At 63.4% G+C, this 21,877-nt stretch carries 12 protein-coding genes; 2 read left to right on the plus strand and 10 right to left on the minus strand.

What is annotated here, in order from left to right; genetic code table 11:
- Positions 1–4: 4 nt before the first annotated feature.
- Both AC10QF_RS15115 and AC10QF_RS15120 read left to right on the plus strand, forming a co-directional pair.
- The gene (locus tag AC10QF_RS15115) at positions 5–3,121 is read left to right on the plus strand and encodes a site-specific DNA-methyltransferase (protein WP_164284336.1); all 3,117 of its coding nucleotides are present in this window, start codon (positions 5–7) and stop codon (positions 3,119–3,121) included.
- Positions 3,121–6,507, plus strand: coding sequence for a DEAD/DEAH box helicase family protein (locus AC10QF_RS15120; RefSeq protein WP_494542453.1), 3,387 nt, complete (start codon positions 3,121–3,123; stop codon positions 6,505–6,507). Before AC10QF_RS15115 ends, AC10QF_RS15120 begins: the two co-directional genes overlap by 1 nt.
- Before the next feature lie 597 nt (positions 6,508–7,104).
- Here the strand turns inward: AC10QF_RS15120 and guaA are convergent.
- The 10 genes from guaA to AC10QF_RS15170 all read right to left on the minus strand — a co-directional run bounded on the left by guaA (position 7,105) and on the right by AC10QF_RS15170 (position 21,877).
- Positions 7,105–8,670 carry a glutamine-hydrolyzing GMP synthase gene (gene guaA, locus AC10QF_RS15125; protein WP_183153912.1) on the minus strand — a complete coding sequence of 522 codons (1,566 nt, stop codon included), beginning with the start codon at positions 8,668–8,670 and terminating at the stop codon, positions 7,105–7,107.
- A 103-nt stretch (positions 8,671–8,773) separates the two neighbouring features.
- Entirely contained in the window at positions 8,774–10,231 is a 1,458-nt protein-coding gene (guaB, locus tag AC10QF_RS15130) for an IMP dehydrogenase (protein ID WP_005416248.1), read from the minus strand.
- Positions 10,232–11,102: 871 nt separating this feature from the next.
- The gene (folD, locus tag AC10QF_RS15135) at positions 11,103–11,981 is read right to left on the minus strand and encodes a bifunctional methylenetetrahydrofolate dehydrogenase/methenyltetrahydrofolate cyclohydrolase FolD (RefSeq protein ID WP_494542454.1); all 879 of its coding nucleotides are present in this window, start codon (positions 11,979–11,981) and stop codon (positions 11,103–11,105) included.
- Between the two features lie 327 nt (positions 11,982–12,308).
- Positions 12,309–14,141, minus strand: a complete 1,833-nt coding sequence (locus tag AC10QF_RS15140; protein ID WP_111177199.1) for a monovalent cation:proton antiporter-2 (CPA2) family protein — start codon at positions 14,139–14,141, stop codon at positions 12,309–12,311.
- Positions 14,142–14,358: 217 nt separating this feature from the next.
- On the minus strand, positions 14,359–15,495 hold the full coding sequence (gene moeB / locus AC10QF_RS15145) for a molybdopterin-synthase adenylyltransferase MoeB (protein ID WP_111177201.1): 1,137 nt from the start codon (positions 15,493–15,495) through the stop codon (positions 14,359–14,361).
- A gap of 322 nt (positions 15,496–15,817) precedes the next feature.
- Entirely contained in the window at positions 15,818–17,311 is a 1,494-nt protein-coding gene (locus AC10QF_RS15150) for a hypothetical protein (protein ID WP_146257489.1), read from the minus strand.
- 368 nt (positions 17,312–17,679) lie between these two features.
- Positions 17,680–19,077: a ribosome biogenesis GTPase Der gene (der, locus tag AC10QF_RS15155; protein WP_005413118.1), complete on the minus strand. Its 1,398-nt coding sequence runs from the start codon at positions 19,075–19,077 to the stop codon at positions 17,680–17,682.
- A gap of 18 nt (positions 19,078–19,095) precedes the next feature.
- Positions 19,096–20,304, minus strand: coding sequence for an outer membrane protein assembly factor BamB (gene bamB / locus AC10QF_RS15160; protein WP_005416243.1), 1,209 nt, complete (start codon positions 20,302–20,304; stop codon positions 19,096–19,098).
- On the minus strand, positions 20,304–20,942 hold the full coding sequence (locus AC10QF_RS15165; protein ID WP_014036903.1) for a YfgM family protein: 639 nt from the start codon (positions 20,940–20,942) through the stop codon (positions 20,304–20,306). Before AC10QF_RS15165 ends, bamB begins: the two co-directional genes overlap by 1 nt.
- A 65-nt stretch (positions 20,943–21,007) precedes the next feature.
- Positions 21,008–21,877, minus strand: coding sequence for a RodZ domain-containing protein (locus tag AC10QF_RS15170; RefSeq protein ID WP_111177207.1), 870 nt, complete (start codon positions 21,875–21,877; stop codon positions 21,008–21,010).

Genomic DNA, 21,877 nt, shown 5'->3' on the forward strand with positions numbered 1-21,877 from the left:
CGCCATGACCAACAAACACAACCCCAAGTATCAGGAACTCGTCGCCAAGCTGCGCGAGGTTTTCCAGATCGACCGCCCGGAACTCGACTTCGGCATCTACCGCATCCTCAACGCCCGCGCGGGTGAGATCAACGACTATCTGGAGAACCGGCTGGCCGAGAAGGTGCAGGCCGCCCTGTCCGCAGGCAGCGCCGCCAGCGCCCAACAGTTGCAGACCGATCTGGACGAAGCTATCAAGCAGGCACAGGCGCTGGGCGCGAATCCCGACGACCTGCCCAAGGTCAAGGATTTGCGCGCCCGGCTGAAGGAGGCCGCCGCAGGCAGCAGCGAACACGAAAACGCCGTGTTCTCGCACTTGCTGTCCTTCTTCTCCCGCTACTACGAGCAGGGCGACTTCATCAGTCAGCGCCGCTACAAGGGCGACACCTATGCCATCCCCTATGCGGGCGAGGAGGTGATGCTGCACTGGGCCAATAAGGATCAGTACTACACCAAGAGTGGCGAGAACTTTGCCAACTACAGCTTCAAGCTGGACGATGGCCGCACCGTGCATTTCCGGCTGGTGGCCGCCGACACGGCAAAGGACAACCGCAAGGACAACGACAAGGAGCGCCGCTTCGCGTTGGTCCAAAAGAAGACCGTCACCCGCATTGACGATCAGGGCGACGAGTACGAAGAAGACATCCTGCCGGTGGAGGAAGTGAATGGCGCTAGCGGCAAGCAACTCATCGTCCACTTTGACTACGTCGCCCAGCCCAAGGGCACTAAGCAGGAGACACTGGTCACAAAGGCGGTGGAAGCCGTGCTGGCCGATGCGGCGGTGAAGGCGCGCTGGCTGGCGCTGGGCAACCGCGCGCCAACAGAGAAGAACCCCCAGCGCACGCTGCTGGAAAAGCACCTGACCGACTATACCACCAAGAACACGGCGGACTACTTCATCCACAAGGACTTGGGCAGATTCCTTCGGCGCGAGCTCGACTTCTACGTCAAGAACGAAGTGATGCGCCTTGACGATGTGCAGAACGCGGGCGCGTTTGCGGACATCGAGAAGAACTTGCGGATGATCCAGTGCCTGCGCTCCATCGCGCTGGATCTGATCGCCTTCCTAGCCCAGTTGGAGGACTTCCAGAAGAAGCTGTGGCTGAAGAAGAAGTTCGTGGTGTCCAGCCACTACTGCATCACGCTGGATCGCGCGCCAGAGGCGCTGTGGCCGGAGATCGTGGCGAACGAACGACAGTGGGCGCAGTGGAAGGCGTTGGGCGTCTGGTCGAAGAATGCGCCGGGGACGGTGGAGGACTTGAAGGCTGGGCTGTATCGGATGGTGGATACGGCTCTGTTCGATGATGACTTCAAGCGACGGTTACTGGCGAGTATCGAGAACATCGATGATTGCCTCGATGGTGTAGTCATAAATAGCGACAACTTTCAAGCGCTGAATCTTGCGAAGCAGCGTTACCGCGCAAGCATCGACTTCACCTACATCGATCCGCCGTACAACACGGTTCACTCGAAAATCGCCTACAAAAATCAGTTCGAGCACTCAAGCTGGCTGGCGCTGATTTCCAACACCCTGCCGTTTACTCGTGATCTGTTCGGCGACACCTACTCCTTTGGGTTCGCCATTGACGATTTCGAGTTCAACAACGCCTTTTCCTGCCTAAGGGAGCATTTCACTGACTGCGATGTCTCCACCATCGTAATCAATCACCATCCACAGGGATCGGGTGGGCGTCTTTCTCGAACGCACGAGTATTACATCGTCGTTTCGCCTAAAGAGGCTCCGCAATACCTCGGATTCCCAAAGGAAGACGAGACCGAGGACAGGCAGTTCATGCGAAGCGGCACGGCGGACAACAATTACCGCGCACCACGTGGCGGGGGAGTTGGTCGTTGGCGTAGCTTCTACGCACTTCTTGTCGATCCAGCGACCAGAAGAATTGTGGGAGCGGAGCCACCCCCTCCGCTTGGAACCGAGTACCCAACAGGGCCAACGGCAGATGGCCTACAGAGAATCTACCCCATCAACACCAGCGGCGAGGAGCGCGTCTGGAGATCGTCCTACGAGACGGGAAAGAACCGTGCAGCGAACGGCGAGCTAATCGTTACCGATCGGGGAGCTGTCAAGCAACTCATCGATCATCAGGATAAACGGGAGACGCTTTTCAGCAACTGGATCGGTGCGGACTTCAATGCTGGCACGAATGGCACGGCGATCTTGGACAATCTCGGTCTTGGGGGGATCTTTGACTACCCGAAGTCCGTCAAAACTCTTGAGCAATCGTTCTGGATGCAGTCCTTCGGGAAAACTAATTTCACTGTTCTGGACTACTTCGCGGGATCCGGAACAACTGCACATGCAACAATCTCATTGAATCGCCGCGACAATGCCTCGCGCAAGTACGTCCTGGTCGAGCAAGGTGAGTATTTCGAGACGGTTCTCAAACCACGAATCCAGAAGATTGTGTATTCAGCCGATTGGTCTGACGGCAAGCCAACGTCTACTGCGTCAGGCATCTCTCACTGCTTCAAAGCGATCAAGCTCGAAAGCTATGAAGACGCCCTGAACAACCTGCAACTGCACCGCACCGACGCGCAGGACGACCTGCTGAACTCGCTGCCGGAGCAAGCCAAGGACGACTACCTGCTCCGCTACATGCTGGATGTGGAAAGCCGTGGCTCGATGCTGTCCGTTGCCGACTTCAAGAAGCCCTTCGACTACACCCTGAACGTGGCCGTGGATTCCGCGGGCGCGTTCGAGCCGCGCAAGATCGACCTGGTCGAAACCTTCAACTACCTGATCGGCCTTCGCGTGAAGCACATCGACGCCGAGCCGGAACGTGGATTCATCACCGTCACCGGCACGCTGCCCAGTGGCGAAACCTGCCTCGTGCTCTGGCGCGACTGCGACGTGCTGGATTACGAAGGCGTCAACAAGCTGTGCGACAAACTCGCCATCAACCCGGCAGACAACGAGTTCGACGTGGTCTATATCAACGGCGACCACAACATCCCGACCGTGCTGACTCAGACCGCCGAGGATGGTGGTGCGACCCGCGTGCTCAAGCTGCGCCAAATCGAGCCGGAGTTTCTGGAGCGCATGTTCTCGGTGGAGGATGTCTAATGGCACGCCCCCGCAAGAACACAGCCGCCGCAGGCGGCGCGGCAACCCCGCGAACCACAGGCAAGAAGCGCAGCTTCCATCAGGAACTGGTGCTCAACCGCTGGGTGCTGGGCTTTTTCCAAGGCGGCACGCTGGCTGCGCTCAAGATGCGGCTGGGCGACGACCGCTTCGAGGGCATAGATGAGGATGGCCAGACCAAATTCTTCCACGAACTGACCCGCGGCGTGTTCGACTCCAGCCGCGTGCCGGAGGCCGACCTGCGCCGTTACGACCTGAATGTGGTCGCGCACTGGCAAGTCATCACCGCCCATCGCAACAAGTTGGAAGGGCACGAATTGCAGATGAAGTACTTTCAGTACCTCTCGCTGATGTTCACCGAGCTGTATTTGGACTGGTATTTCAACCACCGCCAGGACCTGCTCGACGGGTTGAACGACGAGATGGCGCGCTACCGCGCCGAAACAGGCGCGGAGCCGTTCCGTGACTTCGAGGCGGATGACCTGAACAAGATCGCGTTCTGGAACGCCACGGGCAGCGGAAAGACGCTGCTGCTACACGGCAACATCCTCCAATACCTGCACTACTTTCAGGCCGGGCGACACGATCACTATCCGAGCAAGATCATCCTGCTCACGCCCAACGAGGGTCTGTCGCGCCAGCACTTGGAGGAGCTGCACCTGTCCGGCTTTGGCTTCTCGCAGCTCTTCAACAAGGCCCAGACTCCGGCTCGCGGCACCATCGAGATCATCGACATCAACAAGCTCGGCGACGAGATGGGCGACAAGACCGTCGCCGTGGATGCCTTCGAGGGCAACAACCTCGTGCTGGTGGACGAAGGACATCGCGGCACGGGCACGGCGGCGGGCGCGTGGATGGCACGACGCGATGCGCTGGTGCGCGGCGGTTTCGCCTTCGAGTATTCGGCCACTTTCGGGCAAGCGGTGGCCAAGGGCATGACTGTGGCGCAGGCCGAGGAGGACATCCAGAAGAAGCGCGCCAAGATGCTCTTCAACACCACCAGCCTGCGCAATCTGGATGACGACCAGAAGGCGCAGCTTGCGCTGGCGGCAGAGGACAAGCGCCACGCGCGCATCATCGCCACGCGCGAGATTTACGCCAAGTGCATCCTATTCGACTACTCGTACAAGTTCTTCTACGAGGACGGCTACGGCAAGGAATCGCTGATTCTCAACATGAACGGCGACGCCTATGGGCAGGGCAACAATGCCGCGAAATACTTCACCGCCTGCCTGCTGGCCTTCTATCAACAGCTTTGGCTGTGGAGCACACACCGCGACAGGCTGGTGAATTTCAACATCGAGAAGCCGCTATGGGTGTTCGTGGGCAACACGGTGTCGGGTGAGGAGTCGGACATTCTGGAAGTTGTGAACTTCCTCGCCGCGTTCCTCAACAACGACGCACAGATCAAGACGTGGCTGGCCGACCTGATTGCCGACCGCGCGCAGATCCTGGACGCCAAGGGCAACAACATCTTCACCGGGCGCTTCACGCCCTTGATAGGCTTCACCGGCCGCGTGGACGAACTGTACGCCGATATCCTGCTGCGCGTGTGCAATGCACCGGCCCGCCAGCGGTTGAAGCTGGTCAACATCAAGAGCAGCAAAGGTGAACTGGCGTTGCGCGTGGGCGATGCCGATCCCTTCGGCCTCATCAGTATTGGCAGCGATGCAGGCTTCTTTGGGATGGCGGAGGACGTGGAGGCCTTCGACAGCGAGCGCGACGACTTCGGCGGCGCGCTGTTCGGCACGCTGAACAAGAAGGACAGCAAGCTCAATGTGCTGATCGGTTCGCGCAAGTTCACTGAGGGCTGGAGTAGCTGGCGCGTATCGACGATGGGTCTGCTGAACATGGGCCAAGGCGAAGGCTCGCAGATCATCCAGTTGTTCGGCCGCGGCGTGCGCCTGAAGGGCAAGGGCTTCTCGCTCAAACGCACCTTGCCGCAGGACAGGCCCAAGGGCGCGCATCTGGACAAGCTGGAAGCACTGAACATTTTCGGCGTGCGCGCCAGCTACATGGCTGCGTTCAAGGACTACCTGCGCGAGGAAGGCATCACGCCCAGCGACGAAGTGCTGGAGCTGGACTTCCCGACCCGCGCCAATCTGCCCAAGGGAAAGCTCAAGACCTTGGCGCTGAAGGATGGCTACAAGGACAACCAGAAGCTGGGCTTCAAGCGCACGCACTTCCCGTGGCTGTACGAAATCCCCGCGCAATTCCAGGGCAAGATCAAGCCACCGCACGTCATGCTCGACCTTTATCCGCGCGTGGAGGCGCTTTCGAGCAAGGACAAGGACGTGACGCCCACGACGGAGGCGCGCAACAAGGACAAGCTGAACGCAAAACTGTTCCCGGTGTTCGATTGGGATCGCGTCTATCTGGCCTTGCAGGACTACAAGCTGCAAAGAAGCTGGAGCAACCTGCGGCTGGAGCGGCAGAAGCTGATCGACTTCTGCGCGGGCACGCAGGACTGGTACACGCTGTTCATTCCGGCGGTGGAGTTGGACGTGACCACCTTCGCGGACATCCGCAAGCAAGAGGACATCTTGATCCGCCTGCTGACCGACTACACCGACCGCTTCTACAAGGCGCTGAAGACCGGCTACGAAGGCCAGTTCTACGACATCACCCATATCGATGAAGACCACGGGTCGATGCTCAAGCTGTACCAGTTCGAGATCGAAAACACGGACGACGGACTGGAATATCAGGCCAAGCTGGAAGTGCTGAAGAAGCTGGTGGCCGACGGCAAGATCGGCGAGGCGAGTCAGTGGAACGCGCCGCACATGGTCGCCATTAGCTTCGACCGGCACCTTTACTATCCGCTGCTGGCGCTGGAAGACAAAGATGCCGTACCGCTGAAGCTGCGACCGCTGGCTTTTGATGCACCCAGCGAGTGGGAGTTCGTCCGTGATCTGGAGATGTTCTACAACTCGACTGAAGGTAAGAAGGCCATCGGCGAGCGCAGCCTTTACCTGTTGCGTAATGCGGCTCGGGAGGAGAAGGGCTTGGGCTTCGCGCTGGCAGGCAATTTCTACCCAGATTTCTTGCTGTGGTTGGTGGACGATGCCAGCGGCAAGCAATGGCTGACCTTCGTCGATCCGAAGGGACTGCGCAACCTCGATTTGTCGCACCCCAAGCTGGCTCTCTACAAGGAAGTAAAGACGCTGGAGACGACGCTGGCGGGACAGGCGAATCCGGGCGAACCGCCGCTGATCTTGAACGCCTTCGTCTTGTCGCCGACCAAGTTCGCCGACCTGCTCAACGTTGGCGATCCGACGAAGAAGGCCGATCTGGAAAGCCGCCACGTACTGTTCATGGAAGACGGCGGGAGCGCCTACTTGAAAAAAATGTTCACTGTGCTGACATGACTGCTCACGGCGCGAGGACTGCGGCTACGTCCTCGCGCCGCGACACAAGGCCCATCAGCCCCTCTTGTTCAGATATGAGTCCGCGCTGCCGTCTCAGTTCCCACGACACACTGCCGCCGCACACCGTGGCGGCTAGCTGTTTGCCTAGCCGTTGTCAAATCGCCAATCTCCACGGCACCAGCGAGAAGCCCATGCCGTCATCGGAGAATCGCCTAGCGCTTGCTGGCGAGCATGACGCTACTACGCCTTGTACATGCCGATCGCGCGCTGCCCATCGCTCCCCCTCCTTTGCCGACGGCGCGGCTTGGGACGGTTTTGCAGTCTGGCTTTACCGCCAAGGACCTGGAGACCTGCTGATGCCCGGAAAGCCGGATAGAAACAAGCTCTCCCGAGAAGGCTTTTACCGTCGAAGACGGTAAAAGCTTGAATAGTGAACGAGAGTGTCTTAATCCGGCTTCGATTTTGCCGTCGGTCCTATCGTCACTTTCTCTACTGGCCGGCGATAGTCACCGATAGCTGCCGCGACGTATTTCTTTCTAAATCAACAAGTCATGACAGATTTTCGATAGCTGGCGATAGTCCTCGAAGGACGTAAACTCACTCCCACTCAATAGTCGCCGGCGGCTTCCCCGAGATGTCATAAACGACCCTCGACACCCCCCGCAACTCATTGATGATCCGGTTGCTCACCGTCCCCAGGAAGTCATACGGCAGATGCGCCCAATGCGCGGTCATGAAGTCAATCGTCTCAACTGCCCGCAGCGCAATCACCCACTCATAAGCCCGCGCGTCGCCCACCACGCCCACCGACTTCACCGGCAGGAACACGGCAAACGCCTGGCTGGTCTTGTCGTACAGGTCGGCCTTGCGCAGCTCATCAATGAAGATGGCATCGGCCTTGGCCAGCAGCTCGGCGTATTCGCGCTTCACTTCGCCCAGGATACGCACGCCCAGGCCCGGGCCCGGGAACGGATGGCGGTAGACCATGGTGCGCGGCAGGCCCAGCTCGACGCCCAGGCGGCGCACTTCGTCCTTGAACAGCTCGCGCAGCGGCTCTACCAGGCCCAGCTTCATGTGCTCCGGCAGGCCGCCCACGTTGTGGTGGCTCTTGATTACATGCGCCTTGCCGGTCTTGCTGCCGGCCGACTCGATCACGTCCGGGTAGATGGTGCCCTGCGCCAGCCACTTGGCGTTCTTCAGCTTGCTCGACTCTTCGTCGAAGATCTCAACGAACAGGTTGCCGATGATCTTGCGCTTGGCTTCCGGGTCGCTCACGCCTTCCAGCGCGGCAAAGTAACGGTCGGCAGCGTTCACGCGCACGACCTTTACGCCCATGTGCTCGGCGAACATCGCCATCACCTGGTCGCCTTCCTGCCAACGCAGCAGGCCGGTATCCACGAACACGCAGGTCAGCTTCTCACCGATGGCCTTGTGCAGCAGCGCCGCCACCACGGACGAATCGACGCCGCCGGACAGGCCCAGGATCACTTCGTCATCGCCCACCTGTTCGCGCACGCGGGCGATCTGGTCGTCGATGATGTTGGCGGCGGTCCACAGGGTCTGGCAGCCGCACACGTCCACCACGAAGCGGCGCAGCAGCGCCTGGCCCTGCAGGGTGTGGGTCACTTCCGGGTGGAACTGCACGCCGTACCAGCGCTTTTCTTCGTTGGCCATGGCGGCCACCGGAATGCGGTCGGTGGTGGCGGTGATGGTGAAGCCCGGCGGTGCAACGGAGACGTGGTCGCCGTGGCTCATCCAGACATTCAGCTTCGGCTCGCCGCCGTGGTCGCTCAGGCCCTTGAACAGCGCATCGGGGTTGATCACGTTCACTTCGGCGTGGCCGAATTCGCGCTGGTCCGCCGCTTCGGTGGCACCGCCCAGCTGCGCGGCCAGGGTCTGCATGCCGTAGCAGATGCCGAAGATCGGCAGGCCGCTGTCGAACACTTCCTGCGGCGCGGCCGGGGCACCCGGCAGCGTGGTCGATTCCGGGCCACCGGACAGGATGATGCCCTTGGCGCCAAACGCGGCGATCTCGGCCGGGTTGTGGTCCCACGCCCAGATTTCGCAGTAGACGCCCAGCTCGCGGATGCGGCGGGCGATCAGCTGCGTGTACTGCGCGCCGAAATCGAGGATGAGGATCTTGTCGTTATGGATGTTGGTCATGGCGCCCCGGCAATGCAGTAGGGAAAACGAAATCAGATTTACGGCGGCAGATGGAGAAAGAGGAACGGGAAGTGCTTCCCCGTTCCTCTTTGCTCGGCCCGCGTCAGGCGCGGTAGTTCGGCGGCTCTTTGGTGATGGTCACGTCGTGGACGTGGCTCTCACGCTGGCCGGCGCCGCTGATCTTCACGAACTTGGGCTTGCTGCGCATGTCTTCGATGGTGGCGCAGCCCACGTAGCCCATGGTGGCGCGCAGGCCGCCCATCAGCTGGTGGATGATGCCGCCCACCGGGCCGCGGTACGGCACGCGGCCTTCGATGCCTTCCGGCACCAGCTTGTCGGCGGTGGCGGCGTCCTGGAAGTAGCGGTCCTTCGACCCCTTTTCCATGGCAGCCAGCGACCCCATGCCGCGGTAGCTCTTGTACGAACGGCCCTGGTACAGCTCGGTCTCGCCCGGCGATTCCTCGGTACCGGCCAGCAGGCCGCCGACCATGATGGTCGAGGCACCGGCGGCCAGCGCCTTGCCGATGTCGCCCGAGTAGCGGATGCCACCGTCGGCGATCAGCGGGATGCGGTCCTGCAGCGCTTCGGCCACCAGATCGATGGCGGTGACCTGCGGCACGCCGACGCCGGCGACGACGCGGGTGGTGCAGATCGAGCCCGGGCCGATGCCGACCTTCACGGCGTCCGCGCCGCTGTCCAGCAGCGCCAGTGCGGCCTCGCCGGTGCAGATGTTGCCACCGATGACCTGCACGTTCGGGAAGTTCTTCTTGACCCAGCTGACGCGGTCCAGCACGCCCTGCGAGTGGCCGTGCGCGGTATCGACCACGATCACGTCCACGCCGGCGGCGACCAGCGCTTCCACGCGGCGATCGGTATCGCCACCCACGCCGACGGCAGCGCCGACCAGCAGGCGGGTCGACAGATCCTTGGCAGCGTTCGGGAAGTCGGTGTTCTTCTGGATGTCCTTGACGGTGATCAGGCCACGCAGTTCGAACGAATCGTTGACCACCAGCACCTTTTCGATGCGGTTGCGGTGCAGCAGCTGCAGCACTTCATCAGACGCGGCGCCTTCCTTGACCGTGATCAGGCGATCCTTCTTGGTCATGATGTGGCGGACCGGATCGTCCAGCTCGGTCTCGAAGCGCATGTCGCGGTGGGTCACGATGCCGGCCAGCTGGCCGTCGCTGCCCACCACCGGCACGCCGGAGATGTTGTGCGCCTGGGTCAGGGCCAGCACGTCGCGGATGGTGGTTTCCGGGCCGACGGTGATCGGGTCGCGGATGACACCGGCCTCGAACTTCTTGACCTTGGCCACTTCCGCGGCCTGCTGTTCCAGGCTGAGATTCTTGTGGATGATGCCCATGCCGCCAAGCTGGGCCATGGCGATGGCCAGGCGGGCTTCGGTGACGGTATCCATGGCTGCGGACAGGATCGGAAGCTTCAGCTTCAGGTCTCGGGTCAACCGCGTTTCGAGGTTGACGTCCTTGGGCAGGATGGTCGAGTGGGCGGGGACGAGCGAGACGTCGTCGTAAGTGAGTGCTTCAGCCTGGATGCGCAGCATCGGCATACCCGAGATGTGGGGAAGCGCGACATTTTACCCTGTTTTCGCGCCGCGTGGCAGGGGGTAGATGCGACGCAGTGTCGCGCGGGCGGTGATCGGTTCAGGAGGGTTTAGAACCTGCCTCGGTGGGTGCGGACCGTTGGTCCGCACTGCCTTCATACACCTGTGCACCGGCATTGTGCCGACCAACGGTCGGCACCCACCTTGAGAGGATCACCCGAGCCAGCCCTGAAGCGCCTTTGGTGGGTGCGGACCGTTGGTCCGCACTGCCTTCATATACCTGTGCACCGGCATTGTGCCGACCAACGGTCGGCACCCACCTTGAGAGCACCACCCGAGCCAGCCCTGAAGCGCCTTTGGTGGGTGCGGACCGTTGGTCCGCACTGCCTTCATACACCTGTGCACCGGCATTGTGCCGACCAACGGTCGGCACCCACCTTAAGAGGATCAACCGAGCCAGCCCTGAAGCGCCTTTGGTGGGTGCGGACCGTTGGTCCGCACTGCCTTCATACACCTGTGCACCGGCATTGTGCCGACCAACGGTCGGCACCCACCTTAAGAGGATCACCCGAGCCAGCCCTGAAGCGCCTTTGGTGGGTGCGGACCGTTGGTCCGCACTACCCTTCAGACACCTGTGCCCCAGCATTGCGCCGACCAACGGTCGGCACCCACCTTAAGAGGATCACTCGGGCCAGCCCTGGAGCGCCTGTGGTAGGTGCCAACTTTGGTTGGCACCTACCAGGAGCGAGTCATCGGCCTGCCTTTGGTGGGTGCGGACCGTTGGTCCGCACTGCCCTTCAGACACCTGTGCCCCAGCATTGCGCCGACCAACGGTCGGCACCCACCAACAGCAGATCTCCCCAATCGCAGGTCAGCTCAGCGCTTCCGCCGCTTCCAGGGTGTTCTGCATCAACGTGGCCACGGTCATCGGGCCCACACCACCCGGCACCGGGGTGATCCAGCTGGCCCGCTGGGCCGCCGCCTCAAACCCGACGTCGCCCACCAGGCGGCCGTCATCCAACCGGTTGATGCCCACGTCGATCACCACTGCGCCCGGCTTCACCCATTCGCCCGGCACGATGCCCGGGCGGCCCACCGCCACCACCAGGATGTCGGCGTTGCGCACGGCCTGTTCCAGCACGTCCTTGGGGGTGAACTTGTGGCAGCTGGTCACGGTGCAGCCGGCGATCAGCAGCTCCAGGCCCATCGGGCGGCCAACGTGGTTGCTCACGCCCACGATGGTGGCGTTGCGGCCGCGCACCGGCTGGTCGGTGTGGCCCAGCAGCGTGGTGATGCCGCGCGGGGTGCACGGGCGCAGGCCGAACTCGCGCAGGGCCAGGTGGCCGACGTTTTCCGGGTGGAAGCCGTCCACGTCCTTGCGCGGGTCGATGCGCTGGATCAGCCGGCGCGCGTCGGGGATGCCCGGCAGCGGCAGCTGGATCAGGATGCCGTGGATCTTCGGGTCGGCATTGAGCCGGTCGATCAGGTCGAGCAGTTCGGCCTCGGTGGTGCCGGCCGGCAGGTCGTAGTCATGTGCTTCGATGCCGACCTTCTCGGCGGCACGGCGCTTGTTGCGCACGTACACGGTCGAGGCCGGGTCGCCACCGACCAGCACCACGGCCAGGCCCGGGCGGCTGCCGCCGGCGGCCACGCGGGCGTCGACGCGCACCTTCAGGCTGTCGAGCAGGTCCTCGGCGATGCGGCGGCCATCAAGGATGCGGGCAGGATGCGGGGCGGCGGAATCGGTCATCGGGGGCAGGCGTGGGGCGGCGGGGACGCTATTGTCCCTGATTCAGGCCCCCTCGCCCACCGCCACGGCATCGACCGACCCGCCCTTGTAGAGCCGAGCCTACGCTCGGCTCACGCGCGCAGCGCGGCTTTATCGCAACCTGACCGAAGAGCGGCCGAGCATGGGCTCGGCTCTACAACCGACCGCCCCGCCCGTGTAGAGCCGAGCCTACGCTCGGCTCACGCGCGCAGCGCGGCTTTATCGCAACCCGACCGAAGAGCAGCCGAGCATGGGCTCGGCTCTACAACCGACCGCCCCGCCCTTGTAGAGCCGAGCCTACGCTCGGCTCTACTCTTCCTCTTCCGGCACGTCCTGCGGGTTCAACGTCTTGCTTGCCCGCTTCGGCGCGGTGAACGGCGTCGGCGTCGGCACGCCCTGGCCGGAGTTGCCGAACACCATCTTGGCGCCGGCATTCAGACCGCCACCGGCAATCTCCAGCTCGAAGCGCTCGGCATCGCGGCGACGGATCTGTTCGGCAATCTCCACCGCGTCATCTTCATCCGCACCCAGTTCCACCAGCGCGGCCTGGCCGAACAATACCGCCGACTCAAACGTCTCGCGGATCTGGAAATCGACGCCGGCATGGATCAGCCGCAGCGAATGCTCGCGGTCGAACGAGCGCACCATCAGCTTGGCCTGCGGGAACTCGTGTGCCACCAGTTCGACGATGCGGTCGGCTGCCTCGGCCTTGTCCACGCATACGGCAATCGCACGCGCGGTCGCGGCGCCGGAGGCATGCAGCACGTCCAACCGCGTACCGTCGCCGTAGTAGATCTTGAAACCGAAGCGCGCCGCGCTCTGGATCATCTCCACATCGTTGTCGATGATGGTCACGTCCACGTCGCGCGCCAGCAGCGACTGGCTGGCGACCTGGCCGAAGCGACCGAAGCCGATCAGCAGCACGCTGCCGGACAGGCCGTCGGCCTCGTCCACGCCATCCATGTTCACCGTCGGCTTCGGCGCGATGCGCTTGTAGACCAGCACCACCAGCGGGGTCAGCGCCATCGACAGCACTACCACGGCGGTGAAGTTGGCATTGATCTCCAGGTTGATCACGCCGGCCGAGGCGGCGGCGGAGAACAGCACGAAGGCGAACTCGCCGCCCTGCGCCATCAGCACGCCGCGGTCCAGCGCCTGCGCGTGGTCGCTGCCCATGACGCGCGCGACCACGTAGATGCACAGCGCCTTGGCCGCCATCAACGCCAGCACCAGGCCGAGGATCAGCTGCCAGTTGCCGGCCACCACGCCCAGGTCCAGCGCCATGCCGACGCTGAGGAAGAACAGGCCGAGCAGGATGCCGCGGAACGGCTCGATGTCCGCCTCGATCTGGTGGCGGAAGGTCGATTCGCTCAGCAGCACACCGGCCAAGAACGCGCCCATCGCCATCGACAGGCCGGACAGCTGCATCAGCAGCGCCGCGCCCAGCACCACCAGCAGCGCGGCGGCGGTCATCACCTCGCGCGCCTTCGATTCGGCCAGCACGCGGAACAGCGGGTTGAGCAGGAAGCGGCCGACCAGCACCAGGCCGACGATGGCACCCACGCCGATCGCCACCGACAGCCAGCGCGAGCCCTCGCCATCGGCACTGCCCGCGCCCGGCGCCATCCACGCCACCAGCGCCAGCAACGGCACGATCAGCAGGTCTTCGAACAGCAGGATGGAGACGATCTTCTGCCCCGACGGCAGCGCGATGTCACCGCGCTCGGCCAGCAGCTGCATCACCACCGCGGTGGAGGTGAGCACGAAGCCGGTGGCGCCGATGAAGGCCACCTGCCACGGCAGGCCGAACAGCTTGGCGATGCTGGTCAGCACCAGCGCACAGGTGACGATCTGCAGCGTGCCCAGCCCGAAGATTTCCTTGCGCAGGCTCCACAGGTGCGAGGGCCGCATTTCCAGGCCGATCACGAACAGGAACATCACAACGCCGAGCTCGGCGGTATGCAGGATCGCCTGCGGGTCGGAGAACCAGCCCAGCCCGAACGGTCCGATCGCCAGGCCAGCGGCGAAGTAGCCCAGCACCGAGCCCAGGCCGGCCCGGCGGAACAAAGGCACCATCACCACCGCCGCGCCCAGCAGGGCCACGACCTTGACCAGCTCGCTGGTCGCTGCTTCTACCGCCATGCGGTGTGTTCCCCAAGATCCAGAATCGGGTTCAACAATAGAGCAATGCAGATGTCGGCAATAGCACGCATGTTGCGCCGGATTGTCTTGGCGGTGGAACGATGCCGGGAGTGACCCCCAACATCATCCCGAAACCCGATACATCCATCCTCTCATGGCGTGGATCTACTAATGCGTCGGTAGATCCACGCCATGCGTGGATGATGCCCGGCCGGATTCACCCACCCCGGCAGAACGCGGCGTAATCGATATACCCCGGGAACGGCACGCCCGGCGCACACACCGGGCAATGCGGGTCCGGCCGGATGCCGGTCTCGCGGAAGCGCATGCCCAGCGCATCGAAGCGCAGCAGCCGCCCCACCAGCGGCTCACCGATGCCCAGCAGCAGCTTCAGCACCTCGGTGGCCTGCAGCACCCCGGCCAGGCCAGGCAGCACACCCAGCACCCCGGCCTCGGAACAGTTCGGCGCGAACTCCGGCGGCGGCGGTTCCGGGAACAGGCAGCGGTAGCACGGCGCCACGCCGCGCTGGCGGCCGGCGTCAAACACGCTTACCTGGCCGTCAAAGCGCTCGATGGCGGCATACACCAGCGGTTTGGCGTGCTTGATGCAGGCGTCGTTGAGCAGGTAGCGCAGCGGGAAGTTGTCCGAGCCATCCAGCACCACGTCCACGCCCTCGAGCAGCGCATCCACGTTCTCAGAGGTCACCCGCTCCGGCACCGCCTCGACCTCGATGGAGGGATTCAGCGCCAGCAGGCGCTCGCGTGCGGAATCGACCTTGAGCTGGCCGACGCTGGCCTCGGTATGCACGATCTGCCGGTGCAGGTTGCTGCGCTCCACGCGGTCGTGGTCGGCGAAGCGCAGGTGCCCTACCCCCGCGGCGGCCAGGTAGAAGCCGGCCGGGGCACCCAGCCCGCCCGCACCCAGCACCAGCACGCGCGCTTGCTGCAGCCGGCGCTGGCCGGCTTCGCCCACCTCCGGCAGCAGCAGGTGGCGCGAATAGCGATCAAAGAAATCGCGGTCGGCGGCGCTGGCGAGCGGCTGCACCAAGGGCAGCGACTGCTCGCGCCAGGCCACGGTACCGCCGGTCACGGAAGCGACCTGGGTGTAGCCGGCCTCCAGCAGGAACTGCACGGCATCGGCCGAGCGCTTGCCGCTCTGGCAGATCAGCAGGATCTCCTGGTCGCGCCGCGGCAGATGCGCGGCCGGGTCGGCCTGCAGCTCGCCCTTGGCCACGCCGCGCGCGCCCTCGGCCATGCCGCCGGCCCGTTCATGCGCCTCGCGCACATCGATCAGCACGGCGCCGTGGGCCAGGCGCTCGCGTGCCTGCGCGGGGGAAAGCTCTTGGATGCTCATGCACGAATTATCGCAAAAGTACGGCCAGGCACAGGGTCCGAACCCTGTTCACATAAGAGGGTTCGGACCCCAAGATACGCCATGATGCGCCACCTGCCTTCCCCGGCTGCGGAAACCACGCGGGTCGCACTGGCGGTCCTGCATGCAGCCGCTGGACTTCCGCCCATTATCCACTTTGGGAATTGCTACCCTGGCGATGTCCACTAGGCGCTGCGCGAATTCAGTAGCGTTCTGTATCCGGCACCAACGAGGGCCGAAGCCGGCTGAGGAGATACCCTCGTGGACCGGCGGCAACAGCTGCCCATGCACCTGACCGCCTCAACTATTTGAGCTCGGCCAGAAGAAGGCTTGTTGTCTCCTGTTGCGGTACACCATGTTGAAGAAGACAACCGAGAGTACTCATTGTGCGAAACGGATCCGTTAGAAACGGCAGCACGCGCCCCACAATTCGATCAAGCTTTGCAAGCTTCCAAGGATCTCGGCTGGGAGGCACCAGCTGATGGAGGTAGTCATTGCGCATCGCATTCACCTCAATCATCACCGAAACGAACTCCTTAAATTCCGCGCCTCGCAAGTTCGGCTCTGTTTCGGCTGAAACGACCTTATGTAGCAATCTGAGGTGTTGCCGGTGCCCTTGGATCTTCACCTCTTCTACTGCACCGATGTCGCTCGCCACGGCAAGGACAAGATAACGCTCGACCACTACTTCAAAGGCTGCGTTCACGACGACCAAAGCCTCCGCCGCAAACCCTGACTGGAAGAGCTGCCGAGCCCGAGAAGAAACGAATCCAAGATCGACAACCCTGCGGCCATGTTCCCCGGATACGGTTGATAAAGCCGCTCTCCCCTCCCAACGCCCTTGAACCTGAAACGAAGCATCGTTCTGGCTCGCAAACCCCTGAATCCTTATCTGGCCGTCGTCGCGTCTCGCAAATGTGAGATTAGAACGTAACAGCGCATCTTCTGTTACGTGCCCAGGCACGTTCCCCCCATACTCAAGTGCGAACGCTTGAAGCGCAACATTGGCTGCATCAGCAATGACGTAAGTGAGGTAATAGGGAGCCATATGAATCAGCCAATCGATTGATGGCCCCCTTGCCTTGCTTCTTCCCGAGCGCGCCAAATGCTGCTCTAACTGATCACTCACAAAAGGCGCGACCCGCTCCTCGATGCGCGCAAGCTCCCCCCTGAAAATCTTGAGTAACTGTTTAGCAGAGATCTCTATCTCGATCATCGCTGCCTTGAGGACTCTCAGAGGAATCGGATGCTCCGGCAGCTCGGCTCCCACTGCTTCGCAGACCAAGGGAAATACATCACCCGCTTCGGCCGGCAGATTGTGGAGCCGCACCTGCAATGCGACTGGATCACTTTCGGGGCTGGCTCGATGTTCAATCAACGTCTCCAGCCGACCTGCCAGATGCTGCCACCCCCGTTCCAGAACGACGCAAAAAATAAGGCTATCGATCTTTGAGATACGCGCATCGACCACTAGGGGTTCATTTACCCGGCAAACTCCAGATTCGATCGCTGCGCGAAGGAGTTGGAACAGATGATTCTGGGATTCATGAGGAATAAAGCCCCCGTCCCAGTCATATCCTGTGACGCGCCCATCAGAAGAATAGACCTTAGTAGCACACGTGATATGAGGCTCTACTTCTTCGCAGATCTTGTTTGCAATTCTCTCACGGAGAGCCTGAAAATGCCGATTTCCTTCGGCGCAAGGAATCCAGGAACTATTGGCCTGATAAGCGACATGCACACCGCGCCAACTGTAGACCTTGGTCACGATAGACACATTCGAAAGCTCCATATCCATGCTTGGCTGCGACATGCGCGTCCATACTCCCTCTGTTTACTTGTGAGCTGTTTACTTGTGAGCTGTTTGCTTGTGAGCTCAATGAAGGATGACACGTTCGACGAAGCAACATGACTGGGCAATTGCATACCCGCGACCCAAGCTCCGCGTACTGCACATTGCCGTGCATCCCTGCGCCATTGGAACCGGCGAACAGCAGGATTTCAGGCGTCGATCACCAGTCTCCAGCCGCCCGTCCCAGACAGGCAACGCGACCCAAAGCACCAAGCCCACTGCCCGTTTCAACGCCCATCAGATTTCCTTGGGCAAGTGCTCCATCATGGTGCGTTCAAATGAAAAAGGCGGCCCTGCGGCCGCCTTCCCGTGAATCACTTGCCCTTGACGTGCTTCATCAAGCGCCGCTTGGCCTTGACCTGCCGCTCGGTGAGGACGTTCTTCTTGCCCTCGTACGGGTTGGTACCCTCGCGGAAGATGAAGCTCACCGGCGTGCCGATCAGCTTGAAGCGCTTGCGGAAGAAGTTCTCCAGGTAGCGCTTGTACGACTCCTGCAGTTCCTTCAGGCGCGTACCGTGCACGATGAAGGTCGGCGGGTTGGAACCGGCCGGGTGCACGTAGCGCAGCTTGGAGACGTGGCCGCGAATGGTCGGCGGCGGGTTGGTCTCGTAGGCCACTTCCAGCGCCTTGTTCACTTCGCTGGTGGTGAAGGTCTTGTTCGCCGATTCGTGCGCACGATGCACCGCACGGAACAGCTCACGCAGGCCCGAGCCATGCTTGGCCGAGATGCGCACCGATTCGGCCCACGGCACGAAGCCCAGCTTCAGCGACAGCATGGTTTCCGCCTGCTCGCGCTGGTACTCGGTCAGGCCATCCCACTTGTTGATGGCGATCACCAGCGCGCGGCCGGCGTCGAGCACGGCACCGAGCACGGTGGCGTCCTGGTCGGTCACGCCTTCGGTGGCGTCGAGCATCAGCACGGCCACCTGGCACTGCTCGATCGACTGCATGGTCTTGACCACCGAGAACTTCTCGACGACCTCATCCACGCGCGAACGGCGGCGCAGGCCGGCGGTGTCGATCAGGCGGTACTCACGGCCGTCGCGCTCCAGGTCCACCGCGATCGAGTCGCGGGTGGTACCCGGCACGTCGGACGCGATCATGCGCTCCTCGCCGAGGATGCGATTGACCAGGGTCGACTTGCCCACGTTCGGGCGGCCGACGAAGGCGATGCGGATGCGGTTCGGGTCGTTGTCCAGCTCTTCGCCGCTGCCTTCTTCCGGCAGGCGCTGGATCACTTCGTCCAGCAGGTCGTCAAGGCCCTGGCGATGCGCGGCCGAGACGGTCAGCATCTCGCCGAAGCCATAACGGGCGAACTCGGAACGCACGCTGTCCTCGTCGGTGCCGTCGATCTTGTTGATCAGCAGCAGCGTCGGGCGCGACAGCTTGCGCAGCCAGGCCAGGATCTCGTCGTCCAGCGCCGAGGTGCCCTCGCGGGCATCGACGACGAACAGGATCAGGTCGGCTTCGGCCGCGGCCGCACGGGCCTGGCGCGTGGTGGCGCCGGCCAGGCCTTCGTCTTCCCCGGCGATACCGCCGGTATCCACGACGAGGAAATGGTTGTCCTCGTCGAGGCGGCAGACACCGTAGTTGCGGTCGCGGGTGACGCCGGGCTGGTCATGGACCAGCGCGTCACGGGTGCGCGTAAGCGCATTGAAAATAGTCGACTTGCCGACATTCGGCCGTCCAACCAGGGCGACCAGAGGCAGCATCGCGATTACTCCAATTTTTTAGTTTGCCAACCGGAAGGCGGTCAGCTTGCCATCCACGTTCTGCACCAGCAGCACCCCGTCGACGACGACCGGCTGGGCCAGCAGGGCGTCACCGCCACTCTTTGCCCGTGCCGCCATCGCACCATCGGAGGCCTGCAACCAGTGCACGTATCCCTTGTAGTCACCGACCACGACGTAGTCGCCGTGCAGTGCCGGGCCGGTCAGGGAGCGACGGGCCAGTGCCGTCTGCGACCACATGGCTGCGCCGCTGGCCTTGTCCAGGCCGAACACGCCGCCCTTGTTGTCGGTCACGAACACATTGCCGGACGATACCGCCACGCCACCGGCACCGCCATGGTCGCGCGCCCACAGCGGGCGACCGGTCGGGCCTTCGATGGCCATGGTCTGGTTCTTGAAGCTGCTCACGTACAGGGTGTTGCCATCGAGCACCGGTGCGCCGTCGACGTCCGCCATGCGCTCCAGCTCGGTGCGGCCTTCGCCGTTGCCGAGGTTCTGTTCCCACAGCGTGCGGCCATCCTGCTGGGCCAGGGCCGCAACCGCGCCCTCGTCCTTGCCGATGAACAACACGCCCGGGCCGGTCACCACCGGCGCGTTGCCGCGCACGGTCAGCGCCGGCAGCTCGCTCGGGTTGAACCACTTCTGGGTGCCGTTGCCGACATCGAAGGCGGTCACACGACCGTCGTTGCTGCGCACGTAGACCATGCCCTGGGCAACGGCCGGCGCGGCGATGACTTCACCCGGAACACGGGCGCGCCACTTCTCGCTGCCGTCGTTGATGTCCAGCGCGATGACCTGGCCATCCAGCGTGCCGATCACGACCAGGTTCTCACCGACACCCGGGCCGCCGGACAGGCGCAGCTTGGCCTTCTTCTTTTCCTTCTTCGGCTCCCAGGTCCAGACCTTCTTGCCGGTCTGCAGGTCGATGGCGTGCACGCCACCGGTGATCGCCGCAGCGAACACGTGGCCGTTGGCCACCGCCGGGCCCTGGCGCACACCGATGCGACGCTCGCCCTTGCCGAGGTTGACCGACCAGATCTTGCTGACCTTCACGGTCGGCTCGAACTTGACCAGCTCAGCCGGTTCCTGTGCCTTCTTCGCCGCCGCGTCCTTGCCGGCGAACCAGCCCTTCATGGTGCCGCAGCCGGTCAGGGCCATGCCCATCAGGAGCACGGTGGCGACGCGGGTGATCATGACCTTCTGACTCATCAAACCGACTCCGCAGGGGCGGCAACGGTGCCGCCGGCGTCCATAACCTTGGTTTCCAGCAGGCGCCGCTGCGGCGCTGCCACGTCCAGCGTCTTCAGCGCCTTCTCGTACTGTACGCGGGCGTCGTCACGCTTGCCCTGCGCCATCAGCGCATCGCCATGGATTTCCAGGCTGCTGCTGTCGGTGGCGCTGCCCAGCAGCTTGATGGCCTCGTCGCTCTTGCCGGTGGCCACCAGCAGGCGGGCCACACGCTGGTCGACCACGCGCTGCAGGTCGCCTTCGACCTTCACGTTGCGCAGGGTGGCCAGTGCCTCTTCGTTCTTGCCGGCGTCGACCTGGGCCTTGGCCAGCTGCAGCGCCGCGAGGTCGCCGTAGATGCTGGACGGACCGGCTTCGAGCGCCTTGACCGCCTTGGCGGCGTCGTCGAGCTTGTTCTGCTGCAGGCCCTGCAGGGCCTTCTGGTACTCGACATTGGCCGAGGCCAGCTTGCTGCCCTGCTCCTTCTGGTACCACTGCCAGCCGGCAATGGCACCGATGGCGATGACTACGCCACCGAGGATGCTGGCGCCATTCTTCCGCAGCCAGCTGCGGACGCGTTCACTTTGTTCGTGCTCGTCGAGCAGATCGTCGATCGCCATGCGTACTCTCGCCCCGCCCGTCGGGAGGGACCATTGGGTTTAATCGAAGGTGGTGAAACCGCGCCTCAGTGCGAAACCGGGACTACGGAGCCTTCAGAGGATACCTGAAAGCGTGCCACGTTGGCTCGCTGGTAGGGGGTCAGATCGACGATAGCGCCGTTCTGCTGAACCTGGACCGCCGAGGCGTTGCCCAGGGTCACCCGGGTCACCTGGCCCGGCGTGAAGCTGCGGGTCTCGCCGGACTTGATCAGTGCCTTCTCGACGGTGCTGCCGTCCGGGCCGCCGATGTCGACCCAGCTGTCGCCGCTGAACTGCATTTCCAGCGCATTGCCGGCAGCCGGGGCCGGCGCCGGGCGCGGCACCGGGGCCAGCGAGGCGACGTAAGGGGTGGCCGCCGGCTTGCTGGCCGGGGCCGTGGTCGCTTCGGCCGGGGCGGCCGTCTCGCTACCGGCTGCGGACGGCGTGACCGGCACGGCGGCCGGGATCACGTCCAGCGAGGCGGTGCTCGGCGACGGCGTCGCGCTGCCGTCGAAGTGGCCACGGGTGGCGAACCACACCGGCACCGCCAGCACGGCGGTGATGCCGACATACAGCACGCGCCGACCGAGGTTCTCGGCAATGCGGCGCGCACGGGGGGTATGGGTATGGCTGACCAGGGTGGGCGGAACCACCGGGCCGACCTGGGCCTGTTCCAGCAGCTCGCCCACGTCCACGTCGAGCAGGCGCGCATAGCTGCGCAGCTGGCCGCGCACGAACACCGGCGCCCCCAGCTTCTGCCATTGTTCCTCTTCCAGCGACTTGACCACCTGGACCGGCATGCGCAGGCGCGAGCCGACATCTTCGAGGGTCAGTCCGGCCGCTTCACGGGCCTGGCGCAGGCGGGTGCCGCAGCCGGCCGCAGTCTCGAGAGCGCTCACAGTCTGGTCATCAATCAC

It is taken from the genome of Stenotrophomonas maltophilia complex sp. Om-AH-Sm3, assembly GCF_059337855.1.